The following is a 22,144-nucleotide window of genomic DNA, read 5'->3' on the forward strand; positions in this document are numbered from 1 at the left end:
ATCTTGCATCAATACTACGAAACGACTTGACTGAGGTTTACCAGGAGCCGTGTACGAGGCCCGTACGCACGGTTCTGTGAGAGGGACAGCGCTAGAAATGATCAGCTAGCGCTGCCCTACTCGATCGATCTGGATGACATCCGTCAAGCCCGGTAGGTTACCTCCGTTTCTTGTAAGATGATAGAGATCTGGACAAAAAAACTGTTGACAGAGGCTGGTCCCTGTGCTACGATGTTCCCGAAAGCCTACTAAATTAGTAGGAATTGAAACTGGGGTGATTGAATGCGGATCTCAACCCGAGGCAGCTATGGCCTGAGGGCCATGGTGGAACTTGCCATGCATTACGGTAGCGGTCCCATGCCCCTACGGGTAATTGCAGAAAGGCAGGGGGTTTCCGACAGTTATCTGGAACAGCTGATGGCGGCATTACGAAAGGCCGGTTTGGTCAATAGTATTAGGGGACATATGGGTGGTTACGAGTTGGCTATGCCCCCGGATCAGATTGTGGTAGGTGACATCATTCGAAGCTTGGAAGGACCCATCAGTCCCATGGACTGTGTGGGGGAGAATGCGGTGCCCTGTGAACGGGAAAGGGAGTGCGTGACCAGATACCTGTGGAAGGAATTGAAAGACAGTATTGAGGGTGTCTTGGACAACACCACACTCCAGGATCTGTGTGATAAGGCCCGTGAGAAGGACCAAAAGGATTCCCCGGAGGTCCCCATGGAGGAGGTCAATCGATGAGAAGAATCTATTTGGATCATGCGGCAACCACGAAACCCCGTCCGGAGGTTGTGGAGGCGATGTTGCCGTTGTTGACGGACAATTACGGGAATCCCTCCAGCATCTACTCCCTAGGACGGGAAGCGAAGCGGGCCGTGGAAGAGGCGCGGGAACAGGTGGCTGCGGTCCTTGGAGCTAAGCCCGAGGAGATCTATTTCACTTCGGGGGGATCCGAGGCGGACAATCTTGCCCTGCAGGGAGTGGCTTGGGCAAATGAACGTAAGGGAAAACACATCATCACCTCCAGCATCGAGCACCACGCGGTCTACGATACCTGCAAATTCCTGCAGAAGCGGGGTTTTGAGATAACCTTTGTCGGGGTAGACCACTATGGGCGGGTGAATCCCCAGGAAGTGGCGGAGGCCATCCGGGAGGATACCATCCTGATCTCCATTATGCATGCCAACAACGAAGTGGGGACCATTCAGCCCATCGCGGAGATCGGCGAGATCGCCCGCAGCAGAGGTGTGCTTTTCCACACCGACGCGGTGCAGACGGTGGGTGCGATCCCGGTCAATGTCAACGATCTAAACTGTGACCTATTGTCTTTGTCGGCCCATAAGTTTTACGGTCCCAAAGGTGTTGGTGTTCTGTACGCCCGGAAGGGGACCCGGTTTGTACCGCACATCTATGGCGGAGCCCAGGAACGGGGCCGCCGGGCAGGGACCGAGAATACCGCAGGGATTGTGGGCCTGGCCAAGGCCATCACCCTCGCGGAGGAAGAAAGGGAAAGGGTGCAACCTCGGATCAAGGAGCTGCGGGATTGTCTGCGGGACGGCATCCTGGCCCGGGTGGACGAGGTCATCTTGACTGGACACCCGGAGGAACGGTTGCCCAACAATCTGAGTCTTTGTTTCCGGTATGTGGAAGGTGAAGCCTTGCTACTGAACCTGGATCTGCAGGGAATTGCTGCTTCCAGCGGTTCTGCCTGCACCTCCGGTTCCCTGGAACCGTCCCATGTGCTGCTGGCCATGGGGTTAGAGCATGAAATTGCCCACGGTTCTCTGCGGTTGACCCTGGGGAGGGAGAACACCGCAGAAGAGATAGATTATGTGGTGGAAGCTGTGGCTACCGCAGTGGAAAAACTAAGGGAAATGTCACCGCTTTATGAGAAACAGCGGTAGAAGGTGGGAGAGGCATGTATACAGATAAAGTTATGGATCATTTCACAAATCCGCGTAATGTTGGTGAGATTCCCGATGCCGACGGAGTCGGTCAGGTGGGAAACCCGGTGTGCGGGGATATCATGCGGATGTATATAAAAGTAGAAAACGATCGGATTGTGGATATCAAGTTCAAGACCTTTGGTTGCGGTGCGGCCATTGCCACCAGCAGTGTGGCCACAGAGATGGCCAAGGGTTTGACCATTGAAGAGGCCCGCAAGTTGACGAACAAAGATGTGGCCCAAGCTTTGGGCGGCTTGCCGTCCCAGAAGATGCACTGTTCCAACCTGGCCTGCGATGCTTTGCAGAAGGCCATCGATGATTACCTTGGTCTGTCCGGGGAATCCAAGGAAGTGAAGTGTTGTCAAGGATGTCAAGAAGAGTAAAGGTGGCGGTGGCGCTGAGCGGTGGAGTGGATTCCTCCACCGCTGTGGCGCTACTGTTGGATCAGGGTTACGATGTCTTTGGGGTGACCATGGAGGTGGTGCCCGATGCCACGGACCAGACCACGGCCCGGGCAGCGGCGGCCACCGCGGAGCATTTTGGGATCCCCCACTATGTCTTTGATTTCCGCGAGACCTTTGCCCAAAGAATCATCGCCCCCTTTGTGGAGACCTACCAGCGGGGGGAGACCCCCAATCCCTGTGTCCTTTGTAATCCCCGCATCAAGTTTGGTGTTCTCCTTGAGGCCGCTTTGGGCCTGGGGGCGGATTACTTGGCCACCGGCCATTATGTCCGGGTGGAGAGGCTTGGGGAGCGCTTCGTTTTAAGGCGCGGGGCCGATACCCGAAAGGATCAAAGCTATGTGCTGTATAGCCTGCGGCAAGAGCAACTGGCCCATGTGATGTTTCCCCTGGGAGGATACACTAAGCAACAGATCCGCCAGCTGGCCCGACAATATGGTTTGCCCAGTGCGGAGAAATCCGAAAGCCAGGAGATCTGTTTCATTGCTGGGGACTACCGAGATTTTCTTTGCAGTTACCTGGCCCAACCGCCACAGCCAGGCAACATCGTGGATGTGGAGGGTAGGGTCCTTGGACAGCACCAGGGTTTACCCTGGTATACCATCGGCCAGCGGAAGGGCCTGGGAATCGCTGCGGGAACTCCCTTGTATGTGGTGGACCTGAATCCGGAGCGGAATGAAGTGGTGGTGGGGCCAAAGGAAGCCGCTCTGGGACAGAGCCTCGTGGCTGAAGAGGTCAACCTGATTAGTATTCCCTATTTGGAGGAGCCCCTGGAGGTCATGGCCAAGATCCGGTACAACGCGGGTGCGGCTAAGGCTCGGATTGAGCCGTTGCCCTCGGGGGAGGTGCGGACGGTCTTTGAAGAACCCCAGTTTGCCATTACCCCGGGCCAAGCGGTGGTCTGGTACCAGGACGATCTTGTGGTGGGTGGGGGACGTATTAGAAAAAGAGCCTGATTGAATTCCCCCCAGGTGGGCATAATATTGCTGAACTGCTATTCCGAAAGGAGTGAAGGGACATGTTCAGCAGCCGCTTCTGGCGGGGCATGTTGGCCGGTGCTTTGGTGGGCATGACCATTGGGGCGATGATTAGCAGACGGATGGAGATGGGTTCCTCCGCCATGGAGGGCATGACCCGTACCGCCCGGCGCACCATGGAGGCCACCGGTCCCAGGGTGAATCGCGTGATCCGTATGGGGAAACATGCCATCGACAGGACTGTGAATGCCATGCGGAGTTAGGTTCTAGGGGACCTGTGGGGAGGTTAGCAGCTTGGATGAGCGGGCACACCAGGCGACTTGCGCACTGGTTCTGCTTCTTTTCATTGTCTTGCTGGTGCGCCTACGGGCGATCCTTTCCCCCTTTATCTTCGCTGGGTTTATTGCCTATGTGGCCAATCCGCTGGTGTGCCTCTTCGAGCGCCGGCAGGTTCCCCGGAATACCGCGATCCTGATTACCTACGGGCTTATCGTTGTTGCCGTCCTTTTGTTCGCGGTGGGTCTTCTGCCGGTGATCACCCGGGAATTTAACGAGGCCTTGGAAGGGTTGCCCAGCCAAATGGATGGGTTGACCAGTGCTTTTCATACCGCTGTCTCTGGATTTCGCCGCATCCGCGTCCCGGATTTTCTGCAGATCATCATCGCCCAGTCCTTAGATCGGATCCAGGAGTTGGCAGCCCGGTTGGTCCGCCGGGCGATGGAAACCCTCTTTGGGTTGCTTTCCAAGGCGGCCAGCCTTGCAATCTCACCGATTATTGCCTATTATCTTCTCCGAGATTGGACCTACTTCGCCGATAGATTTAGAGCCTTACTTCCGGCCCGGTACCGGGAGCGGATCCTGGGGATCCTCCAGGAGACCAACCAGGTCTTGGCTGGTTTCATCCGGGGGCAGCTGTTGGTTTCTCTGCTGGTGGGGCTGTTAATCACCATCGGGCTTCTAATTACCGGTGTGAGGTTTGCTGTGTTGATTGGTCTGGTGGCCGGTGTCTTCGACCTCATCCCCTATTTTGGTCCCGTCCTAGGGGCGATCCCGGCCCTGGTCTTCGCCTTGGCCGATTCTCCCACCAAGGCGATGTGGGTCCTGGTGGTTTTTGTGGTAGCCAATCAGGTGGAATCAACGGTGTTGGGGCCGCGGATCCTCAGTGAACGGGTGGGTTTACATCCAGTCGTAGTGATCTTCGTGGTCCTTGCCGGGGCCAGCCTGGGAGGGATCTTGGGGATGCTTCTGGCAGTCCCGGTGACGGCCATCATCAAGATCCTCGCAGGTCATTTCTGGCGCCACCTCTGCCTTTGGGAGCCCTAGACCGCTTGTTGTCAATTGCAGTATTATCTGGTATGATCGGAATGAGTTAGAACCCTTAAAATGTGCGTCATAGGTGGGTTTTAGGAGGAAGACCAATGGCAAGTTGGACCGGTAACGAACTGCGGGAGCAGTTCTTAAGTTATTTTGAGAGCAAAGGACACAAACGTTTACCCAGTGCTTCGTTGGTGCCCCACAATGACCCGACACTGTTGCTTACCGGTGCGGGAATGGTCCCCTTCAAACCATATTTCCTCGGCTTGGATACTCCCCAATACCGGCGGGTCACCACTTGTCAGCGGTGTTTGCGCACCGCGGATATCGATAATGTGGGGATTACTGCCCGACATGGCACTTTCTTTGAGATGTTGGGGAACTTCTCCTTTGGGGATTATTTTAAACAGGAAGCCATCGAGTTTGCCTGGGAGTACGTGACAGAACATCTCAAGCTGCCGGTGGATCGCCTCTGGGTTACGATCTACCAGGATGATGATGAGGCTTTTCAGATCTGGAACGAAAAAATCGGTGTCCCCCAGGAGCGGATCGTCCGGTTAGGCCGGGAGGACAACTTCTGGGAGATCGGCGTGGGGCCTTGTGGTCCTTGTTCGGAGATCCACTACGACCGCGGGGAGAAGTACGCCTGTGGCAGTGACTGTAAACCCGGTTGTGACTGTGAGCGGTTCTTGGAGTTTTGGAACTTGGTTTTCATTCAGTATCACCAGGATGAGGAAGGGAATCTCACCCGGTTGAAGCAGACGGGCATCGATACCGGGATGGGGCTGGAGCGGATCGCGGTGATCTTGCAGGATGTGGAGAACATTTTCGAAACGGACTTGGTCCGTACCCTTATTGACGCGGCAGCGGCCCTGGCCGGTTGTCGATACAAAGAGGATCCCCAGAAGGATGTGTCCCTCCGGGTCATCGCCGATCATATGCGAGGTGCGGTGTTCTTGGCCCACGACGGGGTGATCCCCAGTAACGAAGGCAGGGGTTACGTTTTCCGGCGCCTGTTGCGCCGCGCGGTGCGCCATGGTCGTTTGTTGGGTATTAGGGAACCTTTCACCGCCCAATTGGCGGCCAAGGTGGTCCAACTGATGCTGCCGGGTTATCCGGAACTGGAGGGACGGTTGGAGTACATCCAGGAGGTCCTCCATCAGGAGGAGGAACGTTTCTCCGCAGCCTTGGCCCAGGGGAGTAGTCTTTTGGAGGAGTTGATCGCTAAGGCCAAGGCCGAACAACGGCAGCAGATCTCCGGTGCCGAAGTCTTCCGGCTCTATGATACTTACGGTTTTCCGGTGGAGTTGACCGCGGAGATCGCGAAGGAATCGGGTCTAGAAGTGGACGTGGCCGGCTTCCGGGAGGAAATGGAAAAGCAGCGGCAGCGGGCCCGTGCGGCCCAGCACAAAGCGAAAGGCTACCTGGGGGACGAACAGGATACCTACGAGGAACTGAGGGAAGTATCGTCGGTCTTCCAGGGTTATGAAGCCACCAGACAGGAAGCCAAGATCGTGGCCCTGGTCAAGGACGGGCACACATTAGAGCAGGCTTCCCCGGCCGAGGGTGTGGTGGAGTTGGTTCTGGACCAAACTCCCTTCTACGCGGAGGGCGGCGGCCAGGTAGCCGATTGTGGATCAATCACCTCAGAACAGGGACAGGCCCGGGTCCTGGATGTTTTCCGTCCCCGGGAAGGCCTAATTGTCCACGAGGTGGAGATTATTCAGGGGACCTTCCGGGTGGGTGAGGTGGTCCAGGCCCAGATTGATGAGGAAAGAAGGCGGGCCACCGCCAGAAACCACACGGCTACCCACCTGTTGCACCGGGCCCTGAAGGATGTTTTGGGTGAACATGTGAACCAGTCAGGATCCCAGGTTACGGCCACAGGTCTGCGCTTTGACTTTACCCACCTTAAGGCCCTGTCCCAGGAGGAGCTTGCGCGGGTGGAGCGGTTGGTTAACGAGCAGATCCTAGCCAATCTGCCGGTGCTTACCGAAGAGATGGAGATTGAAGCGGCCTTGGCCCAAGGCGCGGTTCATTTGTTCGATGAGAAATATGGCAATGTGGTCCGGGTGGTCAAGGTGGGAGACTACAGCAAGGAGCTTTGTGGTGGTACCCACGTGCGGCATACCGGAGAAATTGGTCTGTTTAGGATCCTGAGCGAAGGGGCCATTGCCGCAGGGATCCGGCGGATCGAGGCGGTAACCGGGCTCGGCGCTTTAGAACTGACCCAGAAGCAGGGTGCCATCCTGGGTGCCCTCGGGGATAAGCTGAATGTAGGTGTGGCGGATCTGGAGGACCGGGTGGAGAAGCTCCTTGCGGACTTGGGCCAGAAGGAGAAGACCATCGAGAAGCTGGAGGCGGAGCTGGCCCGGGGGCAAGTGGAGAGGCTCTTGGATGCTGCTGAGCAGGTTGAGGGAGTGGCGGTCCTGGTGACCGAGGTACAGAGTGCCGATGCTAAGGTTTTGCGTCAGATGGGTGATGAGCTGTTGGCCAGGCTTGGTTCCGGTGTGATCCTCTTGGGGTCCCGGGCGGAGGACAAGGTCTTGTTCTTAGCCAAGGCGTCTAAAGATGTAGTCAAACTGGGAGTGAATGCCGGTGCTGTGATAAAGGAAACGGCCAAGGTGGCCGGCGGCGGTGGTGGTGGACGTCCCGATATGGCCCAGGCCGGTGGCAAGGATCCGGGTAAACTGGCCGATGCCCTTGCCGTTGGTAAGCAGATTTTGCGAGAACAGTTGACAAATCACAGGTAAGGGGGAGGGAAAGGCACAGCCGGCGGGGTCGTGCCGAGAGGATGACGGAATATAGAGACGATAAAACCGTGATGTTTCGGATGGACAAGGAGAAAAGCAGGGCGGCTTCCGTCCTTGCCAGTGTCTTCGAAGCCCTTAAGGAGAAGGGATACAATCCGGTTAGTCAGCTGGTGGGTTATCTGCTCTCCGGGGACCCTGCGTTCATTACCAGCCATGGAAAGGCCCGGAGTCTGATCCGGACGGTGGAGCGGGATGAACTTTTGGAGGAGCTGGTGGAACATTACCTGAAGGATCTGGCCAAGAAGAGCAAATAGGGGCTGGGTAACGGTTTGTCGGCGATGGTGGAAAAGGTTCAACTGGGAAGAACTGGTCTTTGGGTCAGTCGACTCTGTTTCGGAGCGTTGGCTGTAGGCCCTTTACAACGGAATTTGCCTGTGGATGAAGGGGCCCGGGTGATCCGGCATGCCCTGGACCGGGGTATAAACTTTGTGGATACGGCGCAGCTTTATCAGTGTTACCCCTATATTCGGAAGGCGGTGGCGGGCCGGGACGACGTGATCATCGCTAGCCGTTCCTATGATTATACCTATGGGGGCATGCGGCAGGCGGTGGAAGAGGCCCGCCGGGAATTGGACCGGGACGTAATCGACATTTTCATGCTCCATGAGCAGGAATCGGCCCTTACCCTCAAAGGTCATCGACCCGCCTTGGATTACCTGGTGGAGGCCAAAGGCCGGGGGATTATCCGGGCTATCGGGGTTTCTACCCACCATGTGGCCTGTGTAGAGGCCATCTGCGATTATCCGGAGATAGAGGTGGTGAGCCCTCTGCTGAACAAGGCGGGTTTGGGGATTATCGGGGGACGAGAGGCCATGGAAAGGGCCATTGCCAAGGCCCATGCCCTGGGCAAGGGTGTCTATCTAATGAAGGCCCTGGGCGGCGGACATTTGATCGGGGATGTGCGCAGTGCCTTTGCCTATGCCTTGGCTTTTCCCCATACCCATGCGGTGGCGGTGGGGATGAGCTCCATTGGGGAGGTGGAGGTGAACCTGGCCCTGTTTTCCGGGGAGGCGGTAGATGATGCCACCCTGCAGGGTTTGGTACGACACAAGACCCTTCATGTGGAGTCCTGGTGTCAACGCTGTGGCCTTTGCGTCGAGCGTTGCCCCGCGGGAGCCTTGAGTCTTGGTGCCGAAGGGCTTCGGATAGAGCACCAAAAATGTCTTCTTTGTGGGTATTGTGGAGCCGCATGTCCGGAGTTTGCTTTGAAGATTATTTAGAGGAGAAATGGGTTTGCGGATTATGGGACTGGATTTGGGCCAAAAGCGGATCGGAGTGGCCCTCAGTGATCCTATGTTGTTGACAGCTACGGCCCACACTGTGATCCCCCGCCGGGGCCTGGCCGAGGACATACATAGAATCTGCGCATTGGTCGAAGAATATGACGTAGGAGAGATTGTGGTGGGACTGCCGGTGCGGACTACGGGGGAAGAGGGCCCCGAGGCGGCCCTAGCCCGGGGATTTGCGGAGCGCCTGGCAGAGCAGTGTTCCCAGGTGAAGGTGTCGTTCTTCGACGAAAGGTTCACCACCGTGATAGCGGAACGGGTGCTGATTGAGGGTAACGTCCGGCGCAAGAAGCGCCGGGAGGTGATCGATCAATTGGCCGCCGCCGTTATGTTGCAAAATTACTTGGATTACCGGAAAAAGGGGCGTGAAAGTAGTGAATGATGACGAGATCATCCTGGAGGACGAGAACGGCCAAGAGTTTGTGTTTTCTCTGTTTGATGTGTTGACGGTGGACGGTAACAACTATGCGGTGTTGGTCCCCAAGGACGATGCAGAAGAGGGAGCAATCATCCTGCGGTTTGAACAGGACGAAGAGGGTACGGAAGTGTTAGTTTCCATTGAGGACGACGATGAGTTTGAACGGGTCGTGGCCGAATTGGAGAAGCTGGAAGACGTGGAGATAGTGTTCTAGAACCAAACCCGGGACCCATCTGCCCAGTTGCCGATGGGTCTTCCTTTCTGTATGCTCTACACCATCGATGGACTGTTTAAGAAAGGTAGTTGGGGAGTTTGCGGAGGAGGGAGGAGACGGAAGGGTGCGATCCCGAAAGACGTCCCTCGGATCAGCGCCTTCTGTGGAGGCATTGTCTAGTCTAAGGACGCGACTTATCCATCTATTGCAGTTCCTCATAGGGATCATCGCTTGGGGTGTTGTGTTATTTGTGATGGTCATCGGTTTCCGGTTCGGCTATTACACCCTACCGATGACCGATGCCCAGACGGCGGTGGAGACAGTGGTAACCATCCCCGCGGGGATGACGACCCGAGAGATCGGCCGGATGCTGGAGGAACAGCAAATCATCCGCAGTGGTGAGGTTTTCGCCCTGATCAGCCGGGCCCTGGGGGTGGACGGTTCCCTGATGGCGGGCAATTACAGCTTAAGTCCCGGAATGAACCTGCTGGAGATCATCCGGCGGCTGCGGGCCGGCGAGGTGATTACTTACCGGGTGACGATTCCGGAAGGGGCCAATATTCGAGAGATCGCTACTATTCTGGAAAACAGGGGGCTGGTGGACCGGGAGCGGTTTATCGAACTGGCCATGGACAGTAGCTTGATTTACGGTGACAACTTCCCCCTGGAAAAACCCATCCCTTCCCTGGAGGGCTATTTGTATCCCGATACCTATCTTTTCACCGATTCTTCGGAGGAGACCATCATCAAACGGATGGTGGATCAGTTCATTAAGACCGTGGTGCCGGTGGTGGAACAGGCGGAATCCAAGTACAGCCTCCACGAGATTTTGACCCTGGCCTCCATTGTGGAGAAGGAGATTATTTACCACGATGAGCGGGCCCTGGTGGCCGCGGTATACCACAATCGGTTAGAACAGGGCATGCGGTTGCAGGCTGACCCCACCATCCAGTACATTTTGGAGCGTCCCGTCAGCCGTCTATTATACAGTCACCTACAGATCGAATCGCCCTATAACACCTATCGAAATGACGGGTTGCCACCGGGTCCCATTGGCAATCCGGGTATACGATCCATCGAGGCGGTATTGAATCCCGCCGACGTAGATTACCTCTTCTTCGTGGCCCGGGGGGACGGGCGCCATCATTTCAGCAGGACCTTTGCGGAGCATGTCGATGCCCGGCGGATGTATCAGTAAAGGAGTAAGTGAAGTTGACACAGATTGAACTGTTAGCCTGTGGCGGTAACCTGGTTAAGGCGAAGACGGCCCTGCTTTATGGGGCCGATGCTGTTTACGTAGGAGGAAAGGCCTTTAGTCTGCGGGCCGGGGCCGGAAACCTGTCCTATGGGGAATTGGCGGAACTGTTGGCCTATGCCCACCGAATGGGGCGAAGGGTTTACGTGACGGTGAACATCTACGCCAAGAATGCCCAACTAGGTGCCCTCCGGGAGCATCTACGACGCCTAGCCCACTTGGGGGTAGATGGGGTGATCGTTAGCGACCCCGGGGTGGTGGCTTTAGCCAAAGAAACAGTACCGGAACTGCCCTTGCACCTTAGTACCCAGGCGAATACCACCAATTGGCTTGCCGCTAAGTTCTGGGAAGCCCAGGGGATCCAGCGGATCATCGCCGCCCGGGAAATGTCGTTGGTGGAGATTAAGGAACTGGCCCAACGGACCAGTCTGGAAGTGGAGTGCTTTGTCCACGGCGCGATGTGTATCGCCTATTCGGGTCGCTGCCTGCTCAGCGCATATTTCACCGGACGCAGCGCCAACCAGGGGGATTGTGCCCATCCCTGCCGCTATCGCTATACGGTGCAGGAGGAAAAGCGACCGGGGGAGTATTTCCCGCTGGAGGAGGATGCCCAAGGCACCTATATTTTCAGTTCCAAAGACCTGTGCATGATCGAGCACATTCCGGCACTGGTGGACGCCGGCGTAAAAAGTTTCAAGATTGAGGGGCGCATGAAAAGTGTGCACTATGTGGCTACGGTCACCAATGCCTATCGCCGGGCCATCGATGCCTATTTGACAGATCCTGACCTGTACAACGGGATCCTGGAAGAACTCAAGGAAGAACTGGATAAAATCAGCCATCGGCCCTATTCCACAGGCTTCTATTTCGGTCTTCCCTCCGATGCTGCGGTTACCCCCCACACAGACAGCGAGACCGAATACCGGTTCGTGGGTGTGGTGGTGGGCTACGATGAAGGACAGCAGATGGCCGAGGTGGAAGTCCGCAACACCCTAGAACCCGATACCCCACTGGAGATTCTTTTGCCCCGGCAGGGTGCCGTGTCCCTGAAGGCAAGATTCCAGTGCGCCGATCCCCGGCGGGAGGGCGTGGCCCATCCTAACGACCTGATCTACCTGGAAATGCCGCCGGCCCCCGTAGGTACGGTTATCCGCGCCTTGCCCTAAAGCCTTTCCCTTTCCCAAAAGCAGGGAGGACATACACATTTGCCACCCTTCAGACATACGATGTAGAGAGTTTGTGCCCCGGAGTCTTCCTGCGGAGGTGGCATGAAATGGCGATGCGTGAATGGTTCAGCTCCCTTTTGGGATCCCTCGTGGAGAGTCTTGCGTGTCTTGCCGCCTATGTGACGAACAGCGGAGTGTTTCCCAAGCCCCTGCCACCGGCGGAAGAAGCGAAGCTTCTTCGAAAAATGCAAGAGGGCGACGAACGGGCGCGCAACATCCTTATCGAACACAATCTCAGGTTAGTGGCCCATATCGTGAAGAAATTCGAGAACACATATAACGAAGTGGATGATCTTATTTCCATCGGCACCATCGGCTTAATTAAGGCCATCAATACCTTCCGGCCGGACCGGAATACCCGGTTGGCTACCTATGCGGCCCGTTGTATAGAAAACGAGATCCTGATGCATCTGCGCGCCACGAAGAAACTGAAAGGGGAAGTGATGCTGCAGGATCCCATCGGTTCCGATAAAGAAGGCAACGAGATCACCTTGATGGATATCCTCAGCTCCGACGAAGATGTGGGGGAGAAGGTGGAGCTGAAGATTGAACAGGAACGGCTGCTGGAGAAGATGGATCGGCTAGGTAAACGGGAACGGGAAGTATTGGCTTTGCGCTATGGTCTGGATGGGGGTCCTCGCAAGACCCAGCGCGAGATCTCCAAGCGGCTGGGTATCTCCCGCTCCTACGTTTCCCGCATCGAAAAGAAGGCGATTAACAAGCTGCAGGACGCCATGTCGGTTGACTAATAACCTGGTTTTGTTTAGGATGGGCGGGGGAGTGTAAATCCGGAGAATAAGCTCTGGGAAACTGGAGAAGAGAAAGTGTGAGGGGACTCATCGCAAGCTGGATCCTGATTTATTCTTTCGGGGAGTCTGGACTCCCTTGGATTTTGTTCAAGGTGACACGGGACAAGCTCTCAAGAAGAAAGGGGCGGTCTTTGGGTAGCGGCCGAGTCTGTTGAAAGGCAGGGCTGTGCATGGTAAAATAAGGAGGACCGCCAGGTGAGGAGGAAACCCTTTGTTTTCGTTATTATGTCCAAAAAGTTGCTATGTCTCTGTCCTGGAGATTGATCCCCGGGAATTGAAAAAACAAGGGATTGATGGGTTGATTCTGGATGTGGACAATACCATCGTGGAATGGCGAAGTGACCAGGTTTCCGAGGCCATGAAAGAGTGGGTGCACAGGGCCCTGGACTCGGACTTGAAGGTTTGTATCGTTTCCAATGGGGTAGAAAAACAGGTGGAGACGGTCTCCAAGGAACTGAATGTTCCAGCTATCGCCAAGGCGGGAAAACCAACGAAGCGTTCTTTTTTACGGGCGGTGAGGATCATGGAGGTGGAACCCAGCAGGACCGCGGTGATCGGTGATCAGGTATTCACCGATATCCTCGGCGGGAACCGGTTGGGGATGTACACCATCTTGATTAATCCCGTGGGTAAACAGGAGCTGAAGTTTACCAAGTTGATGCGTCGTCTGGAGAGATGGACCCTGACGAAAATGTATAAGAAAGGCTTGATTTCCCTACGGGCCTACCGGACCCGGTTTTCTAATGAATAGGGGGTTTACGATGCGATACCTAACCGCGGGGGAATCCCACGGCAGGGCCCTAGTGACTATTATCGAAGGGTTTCCCGCTGGAGTGAACCTGACCAAGGAAGAGATTGATCGGGAATTGGCCACGCGGCAGCAGGGCTATGGCCGGGGGGGCCGCATGCGGATTGAGAAGGATCAGGTGCAGATCCTTTCCGGTGTTCGCCACGGCAAGACCCTGGGGAGTCCCATTGCCCTTCTCATCGAAAACCGCGATTGGCCCAATTGGGCCCAGGAGATGTCCCCCGAGGATGTTACCCCTTCTACGCCCATCACGCGGCCCCGACCGGGACATGCGGATCTGGCCGGGGCGTTAAAATATGGGCACGGGGATGTGCGGAACGTACTGGAGCGAGCCAGCGCCCGGGAGACTGCCGCACGGGTGGCGGCGGGTGCTGTGGCTAAAGCTTTGCTCCGAAGCTTCCAGATCGAGATCCTCGCTTACGTTGTGGCCCTCGGACCTATCCAGATTCCCCCTCAAGATTTGGGCGATCTGTCAGCGGCGGCCCAGAAGGTGGCCGCATCACCTTTCCGGATCCTCGGGGACAAAGAAGAAGAGTTGGTGCGTCTGGTCAATGACGCCAAGGAAAGGGGCGACTCCCTGGGGGGCGTCTTTGAAGTGGTGGCCTGTAACGTGCCCGTGGGGCTGGGTTCCTACGTCCACTGGGATCGGAAGCTGGATGCTCGTTTGGCCCGGGCGTTGATGAGTATCCAAGGGATCAAAGGAGTGGAAGTGGGGGAGGGCTTTGCCCTGGCCGCGAAGTTTGGCTCCCAGGCCCATGATGAGCTCTATTACGTCGAGGGTCAGTACCAGCGTCGGACTAACCGGGCCGGGGGGATCGAAGGCGGGATGAGCAATGGTGAGCCCATCGTGCTGCGGGCGGCTATGAAGCCGATTCCCACATTGTACAAGCCCCTTTGGTCAGTTGATATGGTGACCAAAGAGCCGGTAGCGGCGGGGATTGAACGTTCAGATGTTTGCGCGGTGCCCGCGGCGAGCGTGGTGGGTGAAGCAGTGGTGGCCTTTGAGCTAGCTCAGGCCTTTTTGGAGAAGTTCGGCGGGGACAGTCTGGAAGAGATCCGGACCAATTACGAAAATTATCAAAAGGCGTTGCAGGCCCGATGAGGATACCGTATAGTAGAATTGCCTTGGTGGGAATGATGGGTGTGGGCAAGACCACCGTTGGCCGGAGGCTTGCGGAGCTTCTGGGGTGGTCCTTTATTGATACCGACGCCTTGGTGGAGGAACGCGCAGGCCAAAAAATCAGTGAGATCTTTCAAACCCGCGGTGAAGAGGCCTTTCGGGAACTGGAGCGGGCCGCAGTGATTTCCGCCTTAAAGGAAGAAGATGCGGTGATCGCGTTGGGGGGCGGCGCGGTGGCCTACAGGGACAATATCTCCCTGTTGAAGCAGCGGGCCTTGGTGGTTTGGCTGCGGGCTGAGGTGGCGGATCTGGTTCGGCGGCTCCACAGGGATCAGACCCGGCCCCTTTTGCAGGGGGTGGATCCGGCGGTAAGGCTCGGGGAGCTTTTGGAACGGCGTAAGGATTACTATGCCCAGGCCCATGTACATATTGATACTACCCAGCGTGGGCTAGAGGAGATTTGTTCAGAGATCATCGACTATCTTATGGGGTTGTCCGGGGGGAGGGAACTGGATGCAGGAACAGGTGACGGTGGCCCTAGGGGAACGGAGCTACGACATTCGGATTGGTAGTGATATCATCGGAGATACGGGACGGTATTGCCAGGATCTGAATTTGGGGCACCGGTGCCTTATTGTCTCCAATCCCATTGTGGATGCTTACTACGGGTGGGTCACCCGGGAAGGGCTGGTGGCCGCAGGTTTCGAGGTAAGCTCCGTGGAGATTCCCGATGGGGAGGAGTACAAGAACCTGGAGACTATCCAGTTTCTGTACGATCACGCCATTGAGGTGGGGCTGGATCGCAACTCCTTTGTGGTGGCCCTAGGCGGCGGCGTGGTGGGGGATATCGTGGGTTTCTTCAGTGCTACCTACATGCGGGGAGTTCCCTTCATCCAGGTGCCCACCACCATCTTGTCCCAGGTAGACTCCAGCGTGGGCGGCAAAGTGGCGGTGAACCATCCCCGGGGAAAGAACATGATTGGTGCCTTTTACCAGCCCCGGTTGGTGGTGGCTGACGTTTCGGTCCTGGAGACCCTGCCCCACCGGGAGGTGTTGTCGGGATTGGCGGAGGTGGTGAAGTACGGACTCATCTATGATGAGGAGTTCTTGCAGTACATCGAAGCCAATCTTGCGGGTCTTTTGGATGTGCACCGGGATGTATTAACCCGTGCGGTGCTGCGCTCTACTCAGATTAAAGCCGCCATTGTGGCTGAGGATGAAACAGAACACGGCCTGCGGGCGATACTAAACTTTGGTCATACCTTTGGCCATGCCTTGGAGGCGGTGACAGAGTATCGGGTCTATCGCCATGGGGAGGCCTTAGCGGTGGGGATGGTGGCCGCCGCGCGGCTGTCTCGGGATTTGGGCCTTTTGGCCGATAGGGAGGTGGCCCGGGTGGAGGAGCTTTTGGGTCGCATGGGCTACAACCTGTCTTTGCGGGGAGTGTCTGTGGACAGGCTTGTGGAAGCCTTTGCCCAAGACAAAAAGGTACGGGACGGTCGGGTCCGTTTTGTGGTCTTGGAGGGACTTGGCAAGGCGAAATTGACGGACCAGGTGGAGATAGATCAGGCCCGGCAGGTCCTAGCAGGGATGGCTGCCCTATGACAAGATGGCGGATCCTGGTCATTCACGGACCTAACCTGAACCTGTTGGGGATTAGGGAACGTGACGTCTATGGCACTATTCCCCTGGGGGAGATTAACAAGCGACTGTCCCAAGAAGCGGCAAGGCTTGCTGTGCATCTTGATGTTTTTCAATCTAACCATGAAGGCAGGATCATCGATGAGATCCACAGCGCGTTGGGCAAATACCATGGGATCGTCATTAATCCCGGGGCCTATACCCACTACAGTATTGCGATTAGGGATGCGGTGGCCGCGGTGAGAATTCCCACAGTGGAGGTGCATCTGTCTAACATCAGTGCCCGGGAGGAGTTTCGGCACCACAGCGTCATTGCGCCGGTCTGTATCGGGCAGATTGCCGGTTTTGGACCCGACAGTTACCTTTTGGGTTTGGCGGGGATCGTGAAATACTTGGAGGCGAGCACATGTCCGAAGAACGCTTGATGCGATTGGCAAGACTGCGGGAACACTTGAAAGAACGGGAACTGGAGGGACTAGTGGTGGTCCGTCCCGAGAACCGGTACTATTTTTCCGGTTTTGTGGGGACCGCCGGGGCCTTGGTGATCACCGCGGACCGGGCGTGCCTGTGCGTGGATTTCCGCTATGAGGAACAGGCCCGGCAACAGGCACCGGAATTCGAGGTCATCACCGGCGGGGTGGCCGATGGTCTGGCTATTGAGCAGTTGAAACAACTTGCCTTGAAGAAAGTGGGCTTCGAGGACAAGTATGTGAATGTAGCTCTATACCAACGGTGGAAGGAAAACCTACCGAATCTAGAGTTCGTCCCCATGGACGATGACCTGACCAGGATGCGGATGGTGAAATCTCCTGCGGAGGTTGAGCGGATTGCCAAGGCGGCAGACCTTGGCGACCGTGCCCTGCAATATGTGTTGGAGGAATATGGTTTGGATCATACGGAGTTGGAGCTCGCTTGGGCCTTGGAGAAGTTCATGCGAGAAAACGGGGCCGAAGGTTTGGCCTTTGATACCATTGTGGCCAGTGGGCCCAATGCCGCTAAACCCCATGCCCAACCCTCCCAAAGAAGACCCGAGCCCGGTGATCTGCTCGTGATGGACTTTGGAGCCCAATTAGATTATTATTGTTCCGACATGACCCGCACCTTGGTTAAGGGACCAGCGTCTGACAAAGCCAAAGAGCTCTATGGAATCGTCTTGGAAGCTCAACTGGCGGCCCTGGCAGCCATCGCCCCTGGTGTCACCGGTCATGAGGTGGATAAGGTGGCCCGGGACATCATCACCGCGGCGGGATATGGTCAACATTTCGGCCATGGCTTAGGTCACGGTGTGGGGTTGTTGATCCATGAATCCCCGGGATTGGGACCGGGGGTGCAGACGATACTGGAGCCGGGGATGGTGGTGACGGTGGAACCGGGCATCTACTTACCCGGGTTTGGCGGCGTCAGGATCGAGGATTTGGTGGTGGTGACCGAGGATGGCTGCCGTATCCTGACCAAGACTACTAAAGAGTTAACCTGTTTTTAAGGAGTGAGTGGTGTGATATCTGTCAATGATCTGCGTACTGGGTTGACCATTGTGGTGGAAGGCGACATCTACAGTGTAGTGGAATTCTTACATGTGAAACCCGGCAAAGGGGCCGCCTTTGTACGTACTAAGCTTAAGAACGTGAAGACCGGTGCTGTGGTGGAGCGGACTTTCCGGGCCGGGGAAAAAGTGGAGCAGGCCCACATTGAAACCTCGGAGATGCAGTATCTTTATCAGAGTGGGAACACCTATGTCTTCATGAATACGGAGACCTACGAGCAGTTGGAGCTGAGTGCGGCGGTATTAGGGGACGCTGCCAAGTACCTCAAGGAAAACATGGAGATCCTTGTCCAGTTTTATCAAGGGGCGCCCATCGGAGTGATCCTACCCACCGCCGTGGAACTGAAAGTGGTGCGGACCGAGCCCGGCTTCAAGGGCGATACGGCCACGGGTGGCAGCAAACCTGCGGAGTTGGAAACGGGCTTGGTGGTTCAGGTTCCCCTCTTTATCGATGAGGGAGAAATTGTGAAAGTGGATACACGGACAGGCGAATACATCTCCAGAGCTTGATCGTGTGTAGAACCCCTAGGGATGGGGCATAATCTTAGAGTGATAGGCAAGAGGAGGGGTAAGGATTGACTGCGAGAGAAAAGTTGGCGTACGTACGGGGATTGTTGCAGGGTTCAGATTTTCTCGGCAGCGATGCCAAGGCCAAAGAAGTGTGGAACAGCTTGCTTGACGTGTTGGATGAGCTGACCAGGGAACTGGAGGACATCTACGATTGGCAGGATGAGATCGAGGATTATCTTGACGCCTTAGATGACGATCTTTTGGATTTGGAAGACAGTGTCTACGAAGGGGACGAAGATGAGGACGAGGGCGTGGTGATGGTGGAGTGCCCCGAGTGCCACGAGGACGTTTATGTCGACGAGTCCCTGTTGGATGAGTTCGAAGATATCGTTTGTCCCACCTGCGGCGCTTCAGTCTGCTGCGACTGCTATGAGGACGAGGACGATGATGAGGACTTCGACGTAGATTTCGACTTGGATGACGACGAAGACAACGATGAGGTTTAACTGAAAATCCCGTCTGGGCAGGGAAGCACATTGATCGCTTCCCTGCTTTTTTCCAGGCTACGGCAATGTCCGGTGGGCCTCAATGAAGGCCGAAGGATCAAGCCAGTATTTTAGCACTTCGGTCTTGGTATAGGCTACCCCATTCCAGCGGGGCCAAGCATTACTAGGTAGCTTCACCTTACGTAGTTCAAAGTGCAGGTGGGGAACGAACTTGTTGTCGGGTCCACCCCCGATGGTACCAATCTGCTGACCTCGGTAGACCAGGTCCCCTTCTTTCACCCACCGTTCGGCCAGGTGGGCGTATTGGGACCAAACCTTGCGACCATCGGGTAAGGTGTGCTCGATTTGGATAATATTGCCCTGGGCAGTGTTCCAGACCGATTCGGTAACCACGCCGTGGGCGATGCTCAATACCGCCTTTCCTTGGCTGCTTCCCCAAAGGTAATTCCAGTCTTCACCCGGATGCCAGGTTTGACTGTAATTGCTCCAATCCAAGAAGCCGTACCCTGTAATCCCGAAACCTGTGGCGGTTCCGCCCCCCACGGGATAATCGAATCCGTCGGCGATGAGGGTGAGGGGTGGGAGCGGGTCTTCGTCCAGGACTGGAGGCAGTTCCTCACCGGGGATTATTCCCGTTGGCGGAAGTAGACAGGCGGAGAGAGAAAACAGGATTAAGGCTAAATACACAATACTTTGCTTCAATGGTTGATTCCTCCCATAGGGTGAATCCTTGGTTGTGGATGAAACAATTCGACAAAGTGAATCTTCTTTCCTTTGGGGGTTCTTGGTAGGCGGGGTCGGGGCCAAAGAAGGCGAAAGGGAGGGCCAACGATGTCCAAAGAAGAGGGTGCCTCACCGGATGTGCTGCGTAAGCACTTTCAAAACCGGAAGCTTTACGTGCGTCTGGGGCTCATTCTGTTGCTGACCTTTGCAGGAGTATTAATGGTTTTCAAACGCTTTGCCGGTGAGATCAGCCTCCCTTTACTAAGGGCCGAATTGGGACGCTGGGACCTACGTTTCGTACTTGTGGCCTGCGGTTTTGTTTTCCTGTATCTATTGATGAGGGCGTGCCGGGTGGCCCTTCTGGTCCGTCAGTTGGGTCGCAGGGTGTCTTTCCCGCATATGGTGCGGATTATTCTGGTGAATACCTTTCTCAGTACGGTCACACCCTTTACCGCCGGGGGGATCCCTGCCCAGGTTTATTTGCTTTCCCGGTACGGTCTTTCGGTGGCCGAGGCTTCGTCCATTGCCTTCCTGGAAGGGGCCTACACCTGGTTCTTTTTTGTAGTCTTTGTAAGTCCCCTTATCTTGCTCTTACCCCCGGAGCTGAAGGTTACGGTTTACCCCTGGTCGTGGCTGGCGATAGGGGTAGCCCTGGTGTTTTCGGTCACGGTGGTTTTCATTACCTTTAGAACTAAGGTGGCTGGGGAGCTTTTTCGGCGGCTAGGTAAGGGCTTGGAAGAGCACAAAAGGCCAGTTCTTCGTTCTCTTTCCAGCGCCCTGGATAAGTTCGGTACCTTTGTGTTGCAGGTGGGGGAAGCCTTGACCCAGGGCCAGCTGTTACGCCCGGGTTGCCTTCTGCCAGCCTTTGTGACCACCCTCGGGATGTGGTTAGCGATCTTTATGGTGGCACCTATGCTCTTACGGGCGACGGGGGCGAATACGCCCTGGCAAACCTGTTTAGGTCTGCAGTTGATCCACTCCTGTGTGGCGCCTCTGATCCCTACCCCCGGTGGTTCTGGGGGAACAGAGCTTCTGCTGGCCTCTTTGTTTGCTCCTTTGCTTTCCGGTACCAATTTGGGGGCTTTTGTGGCCACGTGGCGGTTATTGTCCTATTATCTTCCCTTAGGCCTGGGAGGGCTGGCTACCCTCGTACAGATCCAGCTGCTGTTTCGCGAAGGTTAAGATGTGAGGTAATTTGAATGCGGGGAGAGGCATTGACCAGAATCCTGCGCGGGGCCCTGATCGCAGCCATCTATGTGGTTTTGGTGGCGATCTTGCCCCAACCCCTTAGCTTTGGGATGATCCAGTTCCGGGTGGCGGAAGCTTTGGTGTTGCTGCCCATGCTCTATGGAGAAGCGGTCTGGGGACTTTTTCTTGGGGTGATGTTGGCCAACATCCTTGGTGGTTTAGGTCCCTGGGATATTTTCGGCGGGTCCTTGGTCACCTTACTGGCCGCGTATGTAACCTATCGCTATAGGTTTACCTGGGTTGCCTACGCGGCGCCCATCCTGTTGAATGCCTTCTTGATCAGTGCCTACTTGTATTTTATCTTCAAGGTGCCCTACTGGCTGATGGTAATCAGTATCGCGATCAGTGAGGCGGTGGTGGTGTTAGGTCTGGGGATCCCCCTGATTCGTATCCTACAAAAGACCTTGGAACGATAAATGTGATCATTCTTAACGGAAACTGAGTATTCATGATGACGCAAAGACCTAAAGAACAACAGCACGGTTATATTTGGGTGAATTCCGATCTGCAGCTTAGCGATCCCCAAGAGGCGATTCGGTGCCTGAGCAACGCGGTGGAGGATATCCTGGCTTTGAACTTACCCCTAGCGGGCATTTGGATGCTGGGGGACGTGCTTTGTGGCGATAACCTGACCGATTTGCTCTCGGTGGCCAACAAGGTGATGGAGCTTTTGGAAGTCTTTCCGGTGCCGGTCTGTTACCTGCTGGGGAATCATGAGATGGACCTATTGAGGGTAGGGAAGCCCCGCTGGCCGTTATATGAACTGGCCGTGGCCCATCCCCAATGGCGTACCCTAGCCCACATCGATGATCTATATTTCTCCCTGGAGTTTTTCGGCTGCCGGGTCTATTTCCTTTCCGACCACAGTGCCCCCGACCTACACTGGTGGACCACCCATGGACAGATTATGGGTGATGTTGCGGCCTACCCCTACGGGGAGGGGGAATACAGGAAACTGGCTGCTGAAGTGGCCCAGCTTGCTCAGCCGGCCATATTGGTTTCCCACTATGCCTTTCCCGGGGGTCAGCGGCCCAGTGACCTTTTAGGGCGACTGCGTCCGCTACCTTCCAACGTTCTTTTTCACCTCTATGGCCATGCCCATATTGGTGATTTGAGGCTGAACCGGGAGTATCCCTACCGCCGGGACTTTCTGATCGCAGGGGAGTCGATTTGGCAGTATAATATTTCGGCCCTGGAGGACAGACGCAGTGCTGGCAGCCATTCGGCCTTTTTGGAATTCGCCGATCACCGGCCCATCAAGCTACATATTCGCTGCCACAAACTGCGCCAGTGGCTTGAGGTGTTTACCCTCTAAATGACTAA

The 22,144-nt window shown here is 55.9% G+C and carries 26 protein-coding genes; 25 read left to right on the forward strand and 1 reads right to left on the reverse strand.

The features are described from left to right. Positions 1-282: 282 nt before the first annotated feature. From GXX57_10290 to GXX57_10395, 22 genes are all read left to right on the forward strand, one after another. Complete coding sequence (locus tag GXX57_10290) at positions 283-744, forward strand: Rrf2 family transcriptional regulator (protein HHV45035.1); 462 nt, start codon at positions 283-285, stop codon at positions 742-744. Next, positions 741-1,907, forward strand: coding sequence for a cysteine desulfurase NifS (nifS, locus tag GXX57_10295; GenBank protein ID HHV45036.1), 1,167 nt, complete (start codon positions 741-743; stop codon positions 1,905-1,907). Before GXX57_10290 ends, nifS begins: the two co-directional genes overlap by 4 nt. Positions 1,908-1,921: 14 nt before the next feature. Then, entirely contained in the window at positions 1,922-2,332 is a 411-nt protein-coding gene (nifU, locus tag GXX57_10300; GenBank protein HHV45037.1) for a Fe-S cluster assembly scaffold protein NifU, read from the forward strand. Further along, positions 2,317-3,366: a tRNA 2-thiouridine(34) synthase MnmA gene (gene mnmA / locus GXX57_10305; protein ID HHV45038.1), complete on the forward strand. Its 1,050-nt coding sequence runs from the start codon at positions 2,317-2,319 to the stop codon at positions 3,364-3,366. The genes nifU and mnmA overlap by 16 nt, the downstream gene beginning before the upstream one ends. A gap of 62 nt (positions 3,367-3,428) precedes the next feature. Next, a complete protein-coding gene (locus GXX57_10310; GenBank protein ID HHV45039.1) occupies positions 3,429-3,650 on the forward strand; it encodes a hypothetical protein in 222 nt (73 codons plus the stop codon). Between the two features lie 31 nt (positions 3,651-3,681). After that, positions 3,682-4,710, forward strand: coding sequence for an AI-2E family transporter (locus GXX57_10315; protein HHV45040.1), 1,029 nt, complete (start codon positions 3,682-3,684; stop codon positions 4,708-4,710). Positions 4,711-4,805: 95 nt separating this feature from the next. Continuing rightward, entirely contained in the window at positions 4,806-7,454 is a 2,649-nt protein-coding gene (alaS, locus tag GXX57_10320; protein HHV45041.1) for an alanine--tRNA ligase, read from the forward strand. Positions 7,455-7,495: 41 nt separating this feature from the next. Then, the gene (locus GXX57_10325; GenBank protein HHV45042.1) at positions 7,496-7,768 is read left to right on the forward strand and encodes an IreB family regulatory phosphoprotein; all 273 of its coding nucleotides are present in this window, start codon (positions 7,496-7,498) and stop codon (positions 7,766-7,768) included. A 27-nt stretch (positions 7,769-7,795) separates the two neighbouring features. Next, the gene (locus GXX57_10330; protein ID HHV45043.1) at positions 7,796-8,734 is read left to right on the forward strand and encodes a 4Fe-4S binding protein; all 939 of its coding nucleotides are present in this window, start codon (positions 7,796-7,798) and stop codon (positions 8,732-8,734) included. A gap of 13 nt (positions 8,735-8,747) precedes the next feature. Next, complete coding sequence (ruvX, locus tag GXX57_10335; GenBank protein ID HHV45044.1) at positions 8,748-9,182, forward strand: Holliday junction resolvase RuvX; 435 nt, start codon at positions 8,748-8,750, stop codon at positions 9,180-9,182. After that, on the forward strand, positions 9,166-9,432 hold the full coding sequence (locus tag GXX57_10340) for a DUF1292 domain-containing protein (protein ID HHV45045.1): 267 nt from the start codon (positions 9,166-9,168) through the stop codon (positions 9,430-9,432). The genes ruvX and GXX57_10340 overlap by 17 nt, the downstream gene beginning before the upstream one ends. Positions 9,433-9,637: 205 nt before the next feature. Beyond that, on the forward strand, positions 9,638-10,630 hold the full coding sequence (gene mltG / locus GXX57_10345) for an endolytic transglycosylase MltG (protein HHV45046.1): 993 nt from the start codon (positions 9,638-9,640) through the stop codon (positions 10,628-10,630). 14 nt (positions 10,631-10,644) lie between these two features. Beyond that, entirely contained in the window at positions 10,645-11,853 is a 1,209-nt protein-coding gene (locus GXX57_10350) for a U32 family peptidase (GenBank protein ID HHV45047.1), read from the forward strand. A gap of 113 nt (positions 11,854-11,966) precedes the next feature. Next, positions 11,967-12,662, forward strand: coding sequence for an RNA polymerase sporulation sigma factor SigK (gene sigK / locus GXX57_10355; protein ID HHV45048.1), 696 nt, complete (start codon positions 11,967-11,969; stop codon positions 12,660-12,662). 271 nt (positions 12,663-12,933) lie between these two features. Beyond that, positions 12,934-13,473 carry a YqeG family HAD IIIA-type phosphatase gene (locus GXX57_10360; protein HHV45049.1) on the forward strand — a complete coding sequence of 180 codons (540 nt, stop codon included), beginning with the start codon at positions 12,934-12,936 and terminating at the stop codon, positions 13,471-13,473. Between the two features lie 10 nt (positions 13,474-13,483). Continuing rightward, a complete protein-coding gene (gene aroC, locus GXX57_10365; GenBank protein HHV45050.1) occupies positions 13,484-14,632 on the forward strand; it encodes a chorismate synthase in 1,149 nt (382 codons plus the stop codon). Continuing rightward, complete coding sequence (locus GXX57_10370) at positions 14,629-15,222, forward strand: shikimate kinase (protein ID HHV45051.1); 594 nt, start codon at positions 14,629-14,631, stop codon at positions 15,220-15,222. Before aroC ends, GXX57_10370 begins: the two co-directional genes overlap by 4 nt. After that, on the forward strand, positions 15,164-16,255 hold the full coding sequence (locus GXX57_10375; GenBank protein HHV45052.1) for a 3-dehydroquinate synthase: 1,092 nt from the start codon (positions 15,164-15,166) through the stop codon (positions 16,253-16,255). Before GXX57_10370 ends, GXX57_10375 begins: the two co-directional genes overlap by 59 nt. Then, entirely contained in the window at positions 16,252-16,716 is a 465-nt protein-coding gene (gene aroQ, locus GXX57_10380; GenBank protein ID HHV45053.1) for a type II 3-dehydroquinate dehydratase, read from the forward strand. Before GXX57_10375 ends, aroQ begins: the two co-directional genes overlap by 4 nt. Continuing rightward, positions 16,716-17,774, forward strand: a complete 1,059-nt coding sequence (locus GXX57_10385; protein ID HHV45054.1) for an aminopeptidase P family protein — start codon at positions 16,716-16,718, stop codon at positions 17,772-17,774. The genes aroQ and GXX57_10385 overlap by 1 nt, the downstream gene beginning before the upstream one ends. Before the next feature lie 12 nt (positions 17,775-17,786). Continuing rightward, complete coding sequence (efp, locus tag GXX57_10390; GenBank protein HHV45055.1) at positions 17,787-18,344, forward strand: elongation factor P; 558 nt, start codon at positions 17,787-17,789, stop codon at positions 18,342-18,344. A 65-nt stretch (positions 18,345-18,409) separates the two neighbouring features. Then, positions 18,410-18,850 carry a hypothetical protein gene (locus GXX57_10395; GenBank protein HHV45056.1) on the forward strand — a complete coding sequence of 147 codons (441 nt, stop codon included), beginning with the start codon at positions 18,410-18,412 and terminating at the stop codon, positions 18,848-18,850. A 57-nt stretch (positions 18,851-18,907) separates the two neighbouring features. On the opposite strand, the gene GXX57_10400 is transcribed toward GXX57_10395, so the two are convergent. Further along, entirely contained in the window at positions 18,908-19,552 is a 645-nt protein-coding gene (locus GXX57_10400) for a M23 family metallopeptidase (protein HHV45057.1), read from the reverse strand. 129 nt (positions 19,553-19,681) lie between these two features. On the opposite strand from GXX57_10400, the gene GXX57_10405 reads away from it, so the two are divergent. Genes GXX57_10405 through GXX57_10415 form a run of 3 tightly spaced genes read left to right on the forward strand, consistent with a single transcriptional unit; the run spans position 19,682 to position 22,136 of the window. Then, complete coding sequence (locus GXX57_10405; protein HHV45058.1) at positions 19,682-20,755, forward strand: flippase-like domain-containing protein; 1,074 nt, start codon at positions 19,682-19,684, stop codon at positions 20,753-20,755. 17 nt (positions 20,756-20,772) lie between these two features. Further along, complete coding sequence (locus GXX57_10410; GenBank protein HHV45059.1) at positions 20,773-21,237, forward strand: QueT transporter family protein; 465 nt, start codon at positions 20,773-20,775, stop codon at positions 21,235-21,237. A gap of 32 nt (positions 21,238-21,269) precedes the next feature. Then, on the forward strand, positions 21,270-22,136 hold the full coding sequence (locus tag GXX57_10415) for a hypothetical protein (protein HHV45060.1): 867 nt from the start codon (positions 21,270-21,272) through the stop codon (positions 22,134-22,136). Positions 22,137-22,144 lie beyond the last annotated feature (8 nt).

Source organism: Bacillota bacterium, from assembly GCA_012839765.1.
Classification (GTDB): domain Bacteria; phylum Bacillota; class Limnochordia; order DUMW01; family DUMW01; genus DUMW01.

Bases quoted from the DNA above. Each gene is read 5' to 3' on its own strand.
- GXX57_10290 (HHV45035.1), top strand. From the start codon at position 283: ATGCGGATCTCAACCCGAGGCAGCTATGGCCTGAGGGCCATGGTGGAA.
- nifS (HHV45036.1), top strand. From the start codon at position 741: ATGAGAAGAATCTATTTGGATCATGCGGCAACCACGAAACCCCGTCCG.
- nifU (HHV45037.1), top strand. From the start codon at position 1,922: ATGTATACAGATAAAGTTATGGATCATTTCACAAATCCGCGTAATGTT.
- mnmA (HHV45038.1), top strand. From the start codon at position 2,317: ATGTCAAGAAGAGTAAAGGTGGCGGTGGCGCTGAGCGGTGGAGTGGAT.
- GXX57_10310 (HHV45039.1), top strand. From the start codon at position 3,429: ATGTTCAGCAGCCGCTTCTGGCGGGGCATGTTGGCCGGTGCTTTGGTG.
- alaS (HHV45041.1), top strand. From the start codon at position 4,806: ATGGCAAGTTGGACCGGTAACGAACTGCGGGAGCAGTTCTTAAGTTAT.
- GXX57_10325 (HHV45042.1), top strand. From the start codon at position 7,496: ATGACGGAATATAGAGACGATAAAACCGTGATGTTTCGGATGGACAAG.
- sigK (HHV45048.1), top strand. From the start codon at position 11,967: ATGCGTGAATGGTTCAGCTCCCTTTTGGGATCCCTCGTGGAGAGTCTT.
- aroC (HHV45050.1), top strand. From the start codon at position 13,484: ATGCGATACCTAACCGCGGGGGAATCCCACGGCAGGGCCCTAGTGACT.
- GXX57_10370 (HHV45051.1), top strand. From the start codon at position 14,629: ATGAGGATACCGTATAGTAGAATTGCCTTGGTGGGAATGATGGGTGTG.
- GXX57_10375 (HHV45052.1), top strand. From the start codon at position 15,164: ATGCAGGAACAGGTGACGGTGGCCCTAGGGGAACGGAGCTACGACATT.
- aroQ (HHV45053.1), top strand. From the start codon at position 16,252: ATGACAAGATGGCGGATCCTGGTCATTCACGGACCTAACCTGAACCTG.
- GXX57_10385 (HHV45054.1), top strand. From the start codon at position 16,716: ATGCGATTGGCAAGACTGCGGGAACACTTGAAAGAACGGGAACTGGAG.
- GXX57_10405 (HHV45058.1), top strand. From the start codon at position 19,682: ATGTCCAAAGAAGAGGGTGCCTCACCGGATGTGCTGCGTAAGCACTTT.
- GXX57_10410 (HHV45059.1), top strand. From the start codon at position 20,773: ATGCGGGGAGAGGCATTGACCAGAATCCTGCGCGGGGCCCTGATCGCA.
- GXX57_10415 (HHV45060.1), top strand. From the start codon at position 21,270: ATGATGACGCAAAGACCTAAAGAACAACAGCACGGTTATATTTGGGTG.